This is a genomic window from Paenibacillus agilis (genome assembly GCF_007786455.1).
In the GTDB taxonomy this organism is placed as follows: domain Bacteria; phylum Bacillota; class Bacilli; order Paenibacillales; family Paenibacillaceae; genus Paenibacillus_B; species Paenibacillus_B agilis.
In genome coordinates this window covers 1,774,847-1,788,923 of the sequence record NZ_VNJK01000001.1, presented here as the reverse complement: position 1 = coordinate 1,788,923, position 14,077 = coordinate 1,774,847, and the positions used below count along the sequence as shown (strand labels likewise).

9 protein-coding genes are annotated in these 14,077 nt (G+C 45.4%); all 9 read right to left on the bottom strand.

The genetic code is table 11. The features are described from left to right. Positions 1-47 precede the first annotated feature (47 nt). The 9 genes from FPZ44_RS07970 to FPZ44_RS07930 all read right to left on the bottom strand — a co-directional run bounded on the left by FPZ44_RS07970 (position 48) and on the right by FPZ44_RS07930 (position 13,959). Positions 48-2,753, bottom strand: a complete 2,706-nt coding sequence (locus FPZ44_RS07970; RefSeq protein ID WP_144989056.1) for a PBP1A family penicillin-binding protein — start codon at positions 2,751-2,753, stop codon at positions 48-50. A 359-nt stretch (positions 2,754-3,112) separates the two neighbouring features. Beyond that, a complete protein-coding gene (hfq, locus tag FPZ44_RS07965) occupies positions 3,113-3,352 on the bottom strand; it encodes an RNA chaperone Hfq (RefSeq protein ID WP_028593637.1) in 240 nt (79 codons plus the stop codon). Between the two features lie 52 nt (positions 3,353-3,404). Further along, the gene (gene miaA / locus FPZ44_RS07960; protein WP_144989054.1) at positions 3,405-4,358 is read right to left on the bottom strand and encodes a tRNA (adenosine(37)-N6)-dimethylallyltransferase MiaA; all 954 of its coding nucleotides are present in this window, start codon (positions 4,356-4,358) and stop codon (positions 3,405-3,407) included. Next, on the bottom strand, positions 4,342-5,127 hold the full coding sequence (locus FPZ44_RS07955) for a class I SAM-dependent methyltransferase (protein ID WP_144989052.1): 786 nt from the start codon (positions 5,125-5,127) through the stop codon (positions 4,342-4,344). Before FPZ44_RS07955 ends, miaA begins: the two co-directional genes overlap by 17 nt. 79 nt (positions 5,128-5,206) lie before the next feature. Beyond that, positions 5,207-7,363: a DNA mismatch repair endonuclease MutL gene (gene mutL, locus FPZ44_RS07950; RefSeq protein ID WP_144989050.1), complete on the bottom strand. Its 2,157-nt coding sequence runs from the start codon at positions 7,361-7,363 to the stop codon at positions 5,207-5,209. 97 nt (positions 7,364-7,460) lie between these two features. After that, positions 7,461-10,268, bottom strand: coding sequence for a DNA mismatch repair protein MutS (gene mutS / locus FPZ44_RS07945; protein WP_144989048.1), 2,808 nt, complete (start codon positions 10,266-10,268; stop codon positions 7,461-7,463). Between the two features lie 132 nt (positions 10,269-10,400). Further along, positions 10,401-11,939: a putative amidoligase domain-containing protein gene (locus FPZ44_RS07940; RefSeq protein ID WP_144989046.1), complete on the bottom strand. Its 1,539-nt coding sequence runs from the start codon at positions 11,937-11,939 to the stop codon at positions 10,401-10,403. 156 nt (positions 11,940-12,095) lie between these two features. Continuing rightward, entirely contained in the window at positions 12,096-12,662 is a 567-nt protein-coding gene (locus FPZ44_RS07935) for an outer spore coat protein CotE (RefSeq protein WP_144989044.1), read from the bottom strand. Between the two features lie 310 nt (positions 12,663-12,972). Next, complete coding sequence (locus tag FPZ44_RS07930; RefSeq protein WP_144989042.1) at positions 12,973-13,959, bottom strand: aromatic acid exporter family protein; 987 nt, start codon at positions 13,957-13,959, stop codon at positions 12,973-12,975. Positions 13,960-14,077: the final 118 nt, after the last annotated feature.

Below are 14,077 nucleotides of genomic sequence, written 5' to 3'. Positions count from 1 at the left end.
CATTTCAATTGTTACCTGTTCAATAAAATGAACTTACAATATTGTAATTAGGCAACAAATCTCTCATTCATTCTATTCATACCTGTTGTACCTGGAACTGATGGAGTTCCTTCAGTCGGCGGTTGTTCCGGAATCATTTGCCCATCGGTAGAATTCGTACTTGGTGTCCCCCCGCCTTCTATAGGGTCAGTAACCTCACTGGAACCACCGTTTGGACCACCATTACCGTTTCCATTACCGTTATTACCTTGGCCATTTCCATTATTCCCGCCGTTATTGCCGTTTCCGTTGCCATTTCCATTGTTTTGCCCATTATTCTGCCCGTTGTTATTTCCACTATTGTTGCCGTTGTTAGTGCCATCACCTTCGCCTGTTCCTGGCTCATTTCCTTCTCCACCTGTACCCGGTTGCTCTGGAACTTCCGGCACAGTGGGATCAACAGGCGGTTGGATTGGATCCACCGGCGGTTCAATTGGTTGCTCTTCAACAGCAATTGCAACAGAAACCTCGCTAGACTTCGCTTCACCTTCTATTTTGCTTGAAGTCGCTACTACGTAATACGTGTACGTTTCGCCTGGGAACACGCCGATATCTTCAACATTCGTTGTTTTTAAATCGCCTAGCAATTTCACGAACTGCTGCTCTTTACTAGACTTGCGATACAGTTGATAAACAACATCATCGCCTGGCAGAGCACTCCAATTCAACGACACCGTCTTCGTATTCTCCGAGTATGCAGCAGTTAAGCCTGTAACTGTAGCCGGCGGCTTAGGAGGCTCGGGACGCTTCACATTATCAGGCCTGTGGAACGATCCTGCATCTGTACCTTGAAGCGCCTTACTCATTACTTCAGAGAATAGTTTGGCAGGCTGTGAAGAACTTCCGCGCAATACATGATCACGGTCAGTTCGGTCATAACCCATCCATACAGATGCTGTCCATTGTGGTGTATAACCAACAAACCAAAAGTCACGAGCACCTGGTCCATCATAGCCTGGAATACCATGCTGAGAAGAACCTGTTTTACCTGCTACAGGTCGACTCATTTGTGCAGCAGTACCTGTACCACTGTTTACTACTTCCTGCATCATTTGCGTCATATAGTAAGAAGTTTGCTCACTCATTACCTGTTCGGCTTGAACCTTAAGCTTATAAACATCTTTGCCTTTGCCGTCCTTAACGAGCTTAATCGTATAGCCATCATAGTATTTACCGCCATTTGCAAATGCATTGTATGCCCGCGTCATTTCCAGCGGAGACGTACCATGCGTCATACCACCCAACGTCAAGGCCAAAGAATAATCATCTTTATGCAAATCAATACCTAGTTTTTGAGCGAACTCATAGCCTTGTTTCAAGCCAATTTCATTCAACAACCATACGGAAGGCAAGTTCGTTGAACGCTTCACTGCTGTCGTCATATCAATCGCGCCAACATATTTGTTGCGGCCGAGGTCAGTTGGACAATAGTTACCGAAGCATTGTTTGTCATCACGCAATGTCGACCATGGATACCAGTCTCCAGTATCAACAGCAGGGCCATAGGTCGCAATCGGCTTCATTGTCGAGCCCGGTTGACGCTTATCCGTTACACGGTTGCGGCCTTTCTTTTCGTAATCACGACCACCCATCATCGCCATAATAGCACCATTGGAATGGTCAGTAATAATCATTGCTGCTTGCGATTGGATTTCATCTTTACTCTTTTCAAAGTTGCTATCATCATTGAATTCATCATACATAACTTGCTGCGCATGAGCATCCATCGTCGTGTATATGGTATAGCCACCACGATACAATTGATCCTCTGTAAGACCAGTTACCGTTTCCGCTTCTTGAACCATGTAATCAAGATAAGATTGGTATGCTGGATTCGTCTTCGACTTCTCTTGATTCTGCTTACCTACACTAGGATCATAATCAACAGCTGCAGCTTCCTTCATCTGTTCATCCGTGATGTAGTTCTCATCTCGCATTAATTTCAAGACGACCTGTCTGCGCTGTTTCGATTGCTCCGGCTTCGATATCGGATTGTAATGGGATGGCGCCTTAGGTATAGCTGCTAAGGTAGCAATTTCCCATAGCTTGAGATCATTCAGATTGTCTTTGCCAAAGTACGTCTTTGCCGCTGATTTGACACCATAAGCCCCTTTACCGAAGTAAATTCGGTTCAAATACATCGTCAATATTTCTTCCTTCGTGTAATGATTCTCCAAGGATACTGCTATCGATACTTCCGTTGCTTTACGGAAAAACGTTTTGTCACTTGTTAAGAACATGTTTTTAGCAAGCTGCTGAGTTATCGTACTACCACCCTCAACGAGACTACCTGCCATAACATCTCGCACCATCGCACGACCGATCGACCACAAATCCACACCCTGGTGGTTCATAAATCGCTTATCTTCCGTTGCAATAAAAGCTTGGGCTAGCAGGTCAGGTATATCCTTGCTCTCCACTACTTCACGGTTGCTAACCTGATGACCTAGTTTAGCAATTTGTTTCCCGTTACGGTCCAATACGACAGAAGCTTCTGCCATTTTAAACATATCAGCTTCTTTATATTCCTTCATTAGCCGTTCACCATTTAACATGATAAACAAATATCCACCAACCGCACAAAAGATCGCGAAAGCAGTCGTGAAGAAGAACAACCACCACGTTTTCTTCCACGTCCACGATTTCTTTTTGCTTGCCGTCGGCTTTGGCTTTCTCGGTGATTGCATTCGAGATAGTTTATCTTGATTTGCCATTTCTTCCGACTCCCCTTACATCATTCTTGCGTCTCCAGCATACAGTAGGTCTGAAGCGCAACTTTATGTCTTTACCCTTACATCAATTGTCTAGAAACATCTTACACAAGCACAGCAGACAATAATTTGACGACAGACGAATACAAGTTCCCTTCATTGAAACATAATACACGAAAATAAACGTACTGTATAATCACCTGAAAATGATAAATACCTGCTTTATCGTTCACTCACAGCCCATTCGCCCCAGTAATGAAAAGAACAACCCGTTGGGGTTGTTCTTAAGCACTACTATACATATGACGTACTGTGCCTTTAAAAAGTTTCATTTCAAATGCTAGATCCGATATCTGACAATATTAATTGTCATTTTGTTGATCTTGCATTAGGGATACGTTACGCAGCGGCGTAAATGTTGAGATAGCATGCTTGTATACCATCTGCTGGCGACCGTCGCTGTCAATAACGATTGTGAAGTTGTCAAATGCACGAATTACACCGCGAATTTGGAACCCGTTCGTTAAGTACACCGTTACAGGTATGCTTTCTTTGCGAAGCTGATTTAGGAATGTATCTTGGATATTGATGGATTTGTTCATCGTCCGTACCCCCATATCATGAGATTGATTGTGTTGAAATATATTCAACCTGTTATCGAAACTTTCCTGCTAACAAACTGCAAATTTCTAAGAAATGTTCTTCTGCTTGATTTCCATCTGTCACATCTACCCAATGAATATCTTTCATTCGGCGGAACCATGACAATTGGCGTTTAGCAAAGTGGCGCGTGTCTCTCTTCAACAATTCCACTGCCGATTCGTAGGACCGTTCACCAGCTAAATACGAAGCTATTTCTTTGTAGCCTAAACCTTGCATAGCAACAAGTGAACGCTCATAGCCTGCTTGCAGCAGACTTTCTACTTCCTGGACAAGTCCTTGTTCCAGCATTTCATCAACACGTGCCTCTATACGTTTATATAGCAGTGCCCTATCCATTGTCAAACCTATTATACATAATTCATAGGGAGAAACACGTTGCTGCCCCTCCAATTGCTCGGACATTGTGCGCCCAGTCATGTGAAATACTTCCAAAGCTCTTATCACTCTTCGCGTATCGTTTGGGTGCAGACGCGCAGAAGAAGATGGATCAATTGCTGCTAAACGGTCATGCAGTGCCTGTGCGCCAAACTGTTCGGCGTACGCTGCCATTTCCGTCCGAAAAGACTCATCTCCGCCACTCTCCGAAAATTCAAAACCATACGCGACAGATTCGACATACAGTCCAGTTCCGCCAACGATAAACGGAAGCTTATTTCGTGATGAAATATCTTCGATTAAAGAAGTGCATCGCGTTTGGAATTCAGCAACAGAGAAGGACTCATCCGGATTGTGAATATCCATCATATGATGCGGGATTCCTTCACGATCATTCACTGCCAGCTTCGCTGTTCCGATGTCCATCCCTCGATATACCTGCATACTGTCTCCAGATATAATCTCTGCATCAAACTTCTTGGCGATATCCAAGCTCAATCGGGTCTTACCTACAGCTGTTGGTCCGACTAATACAAGAAGAGGTGTTCGAGTATTACTTGTCGTTGTCAATTGCAATCACTCCATACGCCAGTTTAGAGCCGGTTTGTACCGTTTCTTCGAATCCGAGTCTCTTGAATTCACCGCTATATTTCAACTCTTTCAAGACAATAGAGCGGCGCGCTACTCGTTTCGCCTCTTCGATAACTTCCTCGTGAAGAGCCTCATGATTCGCTACATTTCGCAGCGGATCAATAGCTGCCGAAGTACGAACAGGCTTCCGGAACATCGGATCAAAATATACGACGTCCACTGAACGCTCTGGAAGGGACTTGAGCAAGTCCAAGTGATTACTATGAATCATTTCAATACGACGCATCGCTTCGTTGACTACTTCCATTTCCGTCGTATAAGTTTGCAAACCCTCTCGTACAAGTGCATACATGGCCAACTCACTCTCACAAGCGATTACCCGGCCCGAAGCTCCTGCTGCGACCGCAAATACAAGCGCGTCTGAGCCTAGCCCAGCGGTACAGTCAAGGATTGTGTCACCTGCTTGTACCTTCGCCGCTCGAATCATGACATCTTCTATCCCACTAAGATGCCGCTTAATTCGCAAATAGGCCATGCTCGGATGATAGAATAAATCTGTTTTGCCAACCTGTGTGAAACGCACTTCATCATCGGTAAGGACAATGAATTGATCATCGCCAAGCCTCTTCATCATGCGAGGCAAAGACTGTTTTCTGCGTTCGACAAATGGGACTTCAATATGCTTCGCCAACTGCTTTGCCCGTTCTACCAAGGCATCCGAAGTCATATCCCCTGTCGTAATAATCATAGGTTCCTCCTCATTATAAACGGTTTTGAAACATAAACACAAATGATCATGCTGTTTGAAGAACCTAACTTCAACGCTATTACATAATTCGCTTGAACATTTTTTCCAAATCCGTAGTTGTAAATTTAATAATTATTGGTCGTCCGTGTGGACATGTATACGGCTGTATACATGCACCAAGTTGAGCTAATAAAGCATTTACTTCAAGCTCTGTAATACGCTGATTTGCCTTAATCGAGGCTTTACAAGAACACATAATAGCCGCAGCTTCACGAATTTTACCAATGTCAATCGCTTTCTCTTCAAGTACCCAGTCGATCATTTCTTGAATAATAGCTTCCTCTTCCCCTTGCGGGAACCAGTAAGGGTGCGAACGCACTAAAAATGTTTGTTGACCAAAGGGCTCAAGGCCTATTCCGACTTGTTCTAGCAAGGGCATTTTTTCGAGAATCCGTTTGGCCTCATTCGGCGTAAACTCAATCGTCAACGGGATTAACAGCTCTTGTGATGCATCTGCCGGTTTCGCGAATTTTTCGCGGAAGCGTTCATAATTCACACGTTCATGAGCAGCATGCTGATCAATAATATATAAGCCCTCTTCATTACTGCATAATAAATATGTGCCGTGTACTTGGCCTACATATTGAAGTGCTGGGAATGCCGGCAAAGTCACCTCATCAGCTGGCAGCTGTGAGACAGCCTGATTCCAACTAGCAGTCGGTGTACGATAAGCCTCTTTCGAGCCTAGCGATGTTCCATTCCTATTAGACTGCTTATTCGAAGCACGAGCAGTGTTTCGATTATACTCAGAACTCCCCCGTGACTCTCGCCACGTTTCAGGCGGAGACGGTATAGGCGAATCATTCGCTGTTGATCGCGGACGCTGCTCATCATAATGGGACTTATTGGACTTGTTTGCATGTAGCCGTTCAGAAGCTTTGTCATCCACACTGCCCGTATCATTTCCCCTATCTTTCAGTGCCGAATGTTTCAAATTCACTTCAGCTCTCAAAGTATGTGGTAATGTTTCAGCTTCAGCAGGTTCACGCCTTGATTGAGTATCAAATGATGGTAGTTGCTCGCTCGCTTGCACATGCGTTTTCACCATTGGCTCTGGTGGAGCTGACAAAGCTCCCCTGCCTATTTGCGGCTCATTGCCGTTTACATTTGAAGCCGTCCAATCTAAGCTAACTTGCTCAACCATGGTGCGAACTTTTGCCTTTGGAGGTGCTGCCAACGGTATCAAAGGCTGCCCAAGCAGCTGATTATGAATCTCTTGTTCAACGAACTGGACAAGCTCTGCTTCCTTACTGAAGCGAACTTCCATTTTCGAAGGGTGAACATTGACATCAACCAATGTAGGATGCATCGTCACCTGCATCACAAGTAACGGATATCGATTAATGGGCAGCAAGGTATGATAAGCTCGAAGAACAGCCTGATTTAATGGAAAACTACGTACATAACGACCATTAACAAACCAAGACATCGCATTGCGATTCGATCTAGTAAGCTCAGGCTTCCCTACATAGCCCTCTAGACGATAATCCAAATGTTCGGCTTCAATACGAACCATTTGTTTCGCGGTATGCACCCCATATATCGCAGCAATTACTTGCAGCAAGTCGCCGTTCCCTACAGTCTGTAATAACGAATTCCCATTATGCTTCAATGTAAATCCGATATTTGGATATGCCAGCGCCATTCTATACAAATAATCAGAAATATGGCCAAGTTCAGTCTGAATCGATTTCATATATTTCAATCGTGCAGGTGTATTATAGAACAGCTCTCGAATCGTAAACACTGTTCCTTGCATCGATTGCATATCCTCATTTACAATGCGCTGGCCGCCCTCAATCACGAAACGACGACCCAAGCCCGTCGTTTCAGAGGACGTAATCACTTCCACCTTGGACACCGCCGCGATACTCGGCAGTGCTTCTCCACGGAAACCAAGACTGCGGATGGCAAACAGATCCCGATTCGTACGGATTTTACTGGTTGCATGGCGCTCAAACGCCGTCTCCACGTCTTCCGCTTGAATACCTGAGCCGTTATCCTTTACTTGAATAAGCTGAAGTCCGCCTTCCTCGACGCTTACATCAATATGTCTTGCACCAGCATCAATTGCATTTTCAACAAGCTCTTTGACAACGGATGCCGGTCGCTCAACAACTTCCCCAGCTGCGATTTGGTTTGCCAACTGCTCGTCCATCACTTGGATAATACCCATATTTGTTCCCTCCCCGCAGTCTGTTATCTTCACTATTAATATACATATGAAGCATGGTATCAACATAAAATGCACAACATGCATCCGTCTCTATTTGCTAACGCTTCATCGCCTGACGTGCCTCGCGCATAAGCGCATGCAGCTGATTCATCGCTTCAAGCGGAGTCAACTCCAGCACATCTATTTCACTCAACTTTTCGATCAGCTGACGATATTCATTGTTGCCCACCGAAGCAGCAGCCTCTGCGGAAGCCGCCGCTTCTCTTTCATACGAAACAGCTGACTCGTGAATACTTTGGGCTTCATTCTTCGCTGCTGCTGCAACCGAAACCGAAACTCCCTTAGATGGTGCAGCATGCACAGCCTCGCTTCTTTCGCCAAACAAATCAAGCTGCTCGATAGCCACTACTTCATGCTGAACAGGAACCTGCTGCTCCTGCTGGCCTTGCCTATCCGTTTGTTCATCACGCTCAAGCACAGAATGCTCTGCCTTAACAAAGTGAGCCTGATTTGGCACTTCAGACTCATAATCCGTTAGTAAATCATATGCCCGATCAATAATGGATTCAGGCAACCCTGCCAATTTGGCACAATAAATACCGTAACTTGTGCTCGCAGCTCCATCTACCAACTTGCGCAAAAATGTGACATCATTGCCGCTCTCTTGCACAGCCATCGATACATTGTGCAGCTTGTCCAAATGGTCTGCAAGATGTGCGAGCTCATGGAAATGTGTCGATACGAGCGCCTTGCATCCAATATGATGATGAACATATTCAATAACCGCTTGCGCGATGGACATCCCTTCACTTGTTGAAGTGCCACGCCCAAGCTCATCTATAATAACAAGACTGCGCTTCGTTGCCTTCGCAGTCATCACTTGAATGTCCATCATTTCAACCATGAACGTACTTTGACCGCCGATCAAATCATCTGCTGCGCCAATACGGGTAAAAATACGGTCAACCAGCGGAATCACCGCATGCTCCGCAGGCACGAAGCATCCAATCTGGGCCATCACATGCAGCAAAGCCACTTGACGCATATACGTACTCTTACCTGCCATGTTTGGTCCGGTAATAAGCAGCATCGAAGCTGTTTCATCACTCAGTTGCGCATCATTCGCCATAAAGCTGCCTTGCTGCATAACTGCCTCAACGACTGGATGGCGGCCATTCTTCACATCAAGATGGTAGCCCTCATGAACTTGCGGCTTCACAAATCGCTGCTTCGCACTAACCGCCGCTAGCGATTGATACACATCAAGTTGGGCAATCGCCTCAGCCAAATGCTGCAATCTGCGAACATGACTATTGATTCGCTGGCGGAGCTCGCTAAATAGCTCATATTCTAAACCAACCATTTTATCCTCCGCCTCAAGTATGAGCGCTTCCCGCTCCTTGAGCTCTGGAGTCACGAATCTTTCAGCATTAGCCAACGTCTGCTTGCGCTCATATCGCCCATCTGGCAAAGAGGATAGATTGGACTTGGTCACCTCAATAAAGTAGCCAAACACCTTATTAAAGCCCACTTTGAGTGACTTAACCCCTGTCACTTCACGCTCTTTGCGTTCCAATTCAGCAATCCAACGCTTGCCGTTAACACTTGCTTCACGGAGCTTGTCCAAATAATCGTGATAACCATCTTTAATAAGGTTACCTTCACGAACGGAGATCGGCGGCTCGTCTTTAATCGCATTCTCAATCCATTCCTTAATATCCGCACAAGGATCCATCGATTGCGCTAACTGCTGCAGTGTGTTGGAAGACGTCGCCATACAACGCTCCATCAGAGAAGGCACTCGCTCCAATGAAACCTTTAATGCCGTTAAATCTCTGCCATTCGCCGTACCAAACGCAATACGTCCTACGAGACGCTCCAAATCATAAACGGACGACAATTGCTCCCGTAGCTCTTCACGTGCAATAAAATCATTGTATAGCGACTCCACAGCCTCAAGACGTTGATCGATCGATTTTCGATTCAGCAGCGGTTTATCAATCCAGCGACGAAGCATACGACCGCCCATGGACGTTTCTGTATGATCTAGGAGCCATAGCAATGACCCTTTCTTCGCTCTTTCTCGCACCGTCTCGGTTAATTCCAGGTTGCGTCGAGTAAATGGATCTAGAACGAGATATTGATCAGGCTCCAGTTCTTGAATTGTTGTAAACTGACTCAAAGAACGCTTTTGTGTCTCATGCAAATACGACATCAGCAAACTGACAACCTTCTGCCGTTCTTTGTCCAAACGAGTCCACGCAGCTTCTCCAAACTGCTGACGTGTCAATGTTTCATTCGTATCTTTCCATGCCGTGAACAACACTTGACGATTCCAAGTCATCGTCAGCGGCTTTACCGTTTCCAGCAGATGCTCATCGCCTATCATTTCACTAGGAACATATACGTTTACCTCATCGAGCAACCAATTTCCTTCCATAGGTGCAGAAGATACCGTAAGCTCGCCTGTAGACAAGTCGCACGCAGCCCAAGCATGCTTTCCTTCCAGTTCCGTAACGGCCAGCAAATAACGATTGGCCTTCTCTTCAATCGTCTTGCCATCCATCACCGTACCCGGGGTCACAATACGAACAATCTCGCGACGTACAACTCCCTTCGCCTCAGATGGATCCTCTACTTGCTCGCATATTGCAACTTTGTAGCCTTTCTCGATCAAACGCTGAATATAGTTTTCAGCAGCGTGATGAGGCACGCCGCACATCGGGATCCGTTCCTCAGATCCTCCTCCACGGCCAGTCAATGTTATCTCCAACTCTCTTGATGCCAACAATGCATCATCAAAGAAGAGCTCATAAAAATCTCCTAGACGGAAAAATAAAAAGGCGTCCTTCGCCTGTTCCTTAACTTTTAAATATTGTTGAATCATTGGCGTGTATGTGGCCATCGTCAACCCCCATTGCCATTCTTAAATTACTTTTTCTCATATAGCATTTATTGAATAATCTCTTTAACTTATCTAGTATAACAAAAAAAGCACAGGACCTCACCCCGTACTTTTCAACGTTTCGTTCTATGACTAAGCATGTATCCAAGCAATCCTGACATCCGTATGTTCTTTCCAGGTCCATTCTTCACGCAATCGTTGAATCAATTGAGATAATAATAATTGCTGCTTATCCTCTGCGAACATTTTCAGCTCTGTTAATCGATTAATGGCGAGCTCTTTATAGACATGCCGCGAATCTTCGTTATAAGCAGCGATAATAGGATCACGGGCAGCTTCCCGTCCTGGCAGTTTCCAATAATGACGTACGATGATCTCAAATGCACTCAGCAGCTCCGCACTTAAGGACGGATCAACTAGAAAGTTCCATAATGTTCGGTATTCAAAGCCACCTGCGCCATTATGAGGGTGTTGACGAACATCACCTAGTGTTCCATAGCCTGCTCTTCGCCTATGTTCGCTCCGCTCTCTCCTCTGTTCAAGAAGAGAACAAGGCAATGCTAAATAGGTGTCCAGCGCACGAATAAGCTCAGTGGTGCACATTTTGCCTGCCACATGCAAATGAGCTCCGATGGGAAAGCGATTTAAAGGCTTCGACCCTGCTAAACAAGCGATCATTGAGCCATTCTCACGATCCACATTATTTACTGATATGGAAGCAGCACGCATCAATTTACGGATTGTAGGCACTAACGCAGCAGCATAATCACCCGGCTGCGGACGTAGTTCCATAATTGGATACATCACCTTTCCATTTACCCGTACCGCATCACACCCAATTTCACCAGCAAGATCAAAGAATCGAGAAGCTGGTATAATTTTTCGGCGTTCAGCATGATATAAAATAAACTCTGCATCTAAACCAAATGATAAGTCTAATCCTTGCCGGTGTTCATTGCTGCGCTCTTCACCTAATAACAGCGCATCTTGGTGGATTCGCTCCTCATACGTCCTCCACACCCACTCCGGATCCCTCCGAGTAACTGGGGCTGCTCGTACAATGGAGTCACCTTCCTGCGGCTCATCCAAGGCATAGCTCCGCGGATTCGAACTCGTGTCATTCTGTATGGATATGACATTTGCATCGCTTGTACTTTGTATAGTAACCGAGCACGTATCCCAACCAAGTGCGTAAGCAGCCCGCTCCGCCATCCGTGCCAACCTGCGATATGGTGGATCAGACCATTTGGCAATAGGCCGATGCATACCAATCACCTGCGGCATGCTGTGGCAGTGGGCTGCAGCTATAACCTCGCACTGGTATACCCAAAAAGTTACGGTGCGGACATACTGAGAATCTTTGGTGCGATACGATTCATTCCACACCGCGTCATAAGAAGTCGGCAATGCAAACTGCCGCATCCTTCTAACCATCGTTCCACTTTGCCATGGACGCGCATAGCGATTCAGCACGAGCGTTCTGCCCTGCGGATGAGCTGCATCCAATTGTTTTGAAATATCCGTATAGTTCCCTGCTGTTCCAATAAGCCAATGGATTTCCATCTGATGCGCACGATCTTCCAACGAGTTGAGCCGTTTGATGTTAATGCTAGAAGATCGATTAAGCTCCCACGGCAGCCAATTTGTTCGAAAAGTGGTCGTCTTCGCCACCGAATGAACCTCCTTTTACTAAACACCTCAAATAAGCAGCTAATGCATTACATATTTAGAAAAAAAGAGGGCTCCCGCCCTCGTCGAACATGCTGCCTATGCATATAGTGTGTTGTACAGGAAACAAGAAGCCGCCGCATACGGCTGCGGCGAGCTTTATGTTTCATCATCAGGCAAATATGGCTCTAAATCTTCATAGTCGTCACTTGAACTCGTGCTGTTAAAATCTAAATATTTGTCTTCCAGCTCGGATGCGCCATTTGGATTTACAACGACCCAAACTTTCGTTTCAGCGATCATTTCTACAAGAAACTCTCGCTCAACTCGAATAATAACACTTGTTCCATTTGAAGATACCGTCGCTTCCACACAGCTAGGTTCTTGCGTAGCTTCCGCTGATACTTCTACCGTAGCTGCACGGTGATGCGGATCAACATAAGCTAACGATACGAGATCAGCGTAAGATACCGTCTCTTTAGCAACATCGGTTTGTGAGTTATTATTGTAGGAATACCAGATGTTGATATCGTAAGTACCTATTACCTCAATCCCGTCCCCCGCCCGCACCGCCTCATATTGATGGTTTATAATCCATGCCCCCAATATGCTGGTCGGATTGTGAGGCGGAGTGACCGTATGTGTGACGACGGAGAACTTGCGACCTTTGCCGCAAATCGCTTTCGTAATGATTTCACGGCTGTGGTTCTTATCTCGAATTGCCATCCTATGGACCTCCTCCATACAATCATTCTTTTAAAGTGTATGCAGGACATAGGCGAATGTTGATAAAATGACGCACACTAAAATTATTTTCCTTGTCCATCGCCGTTGTCAGCCTTCTTGTTCCGTTCTATTCACACAGCAGAACCATTGTAGAAATCCCTATTTCCTTATACATAATATGATTTTCTCGCTCGTCACATGCAGTTGAAGTACCTCCAATAGAAAGCACATAACAGCATAAACAATAAAAAGCCGACCCATCAGGATCGGCTTTTCTTTCTTTTGTAAATACATTTCGTTCAACAGCCTGTTACCCTTCAATTGTCAGCTCTTTCTTATCTTTCTTTGCCACCTTCAAATATACTCGGAGCTCACGGAATACTTGAAGAATGGCTGCTCGAACCTCCAACTCCTCACGTGTCGTAGGTAGCGGAAGTTCACGAAATTGCGGTTCAAGATCATTAAGCAAGCGTTCCGTCGTTCCCGTGTACAGTGGATGCTTTACATCTTCACTCAATTGCTCAAATAAGTTGGCCACGAGTTGGTTGTATGGCATCGTCTGATAAATTTGCGACAGCAGCTGCATCAAATTTTGAATAGAGTCCAATTGTGTTTTACGCATATAAAAATATAGCAGCCACTTCTCTTCAACCTTCTCCTCTTCAGAAGGCAGCAGCCGGTTCTCCAGCGCCTTAGAGGCCGTTGCGATACCGCCCTCAATATTGGCAGCTGTATCGATCATTTCTTTGCCATCCCATACATAAGAGGCATCCCTTAAATTGCGGCTAATTTGCAAGAAAATAGCGGAGAAGCAAGCATCGACTTCTTTGCGAATTTCCCACAGCTTTTCATGTTCTTTTGGCATGTAAGCCAAATTTACGAGTGTGGCCGCACCTAGACCGCAGCTAAGCAGCAACACTTCGTTCCAAAGAATATCAAGCGTTACTTGACCTTCCGCATAAAGATGAAATACAACTACGGCACTCGTAACGATACCTTGCTTGAAATTCAAACGCGCCACTAGTGGGAACGTTAACAATATGTACGCCGCCAGCACCCACAAATGAAAGCCAAATAGTACGAACAAGCACGATGCAACGGCAAGACTGACAATTGAAGCGAAAAACCTGGCTGAGGTTGAGCTGATACTTTTTTTACGAGTAACTTCTACCGCGAGTATAGACAACGTCCCTGCACCAAGATGGTTATCCAATCCAAGCAGATCTGCTACGATAATGGCTAGAATTGCTGCAATGGCTGTCTTAATGACACGAAAGCCTACGAATCCAAATAACATGATGTTCACCCTCTATCGCTTGGATCGTTTATCGTTAGTATGTAACTACTTTTCATCATCATACCATGTAATCGTGCAACCTGTCCGCATCTAACAGCCTTTGCCTTCACTTCCCTTC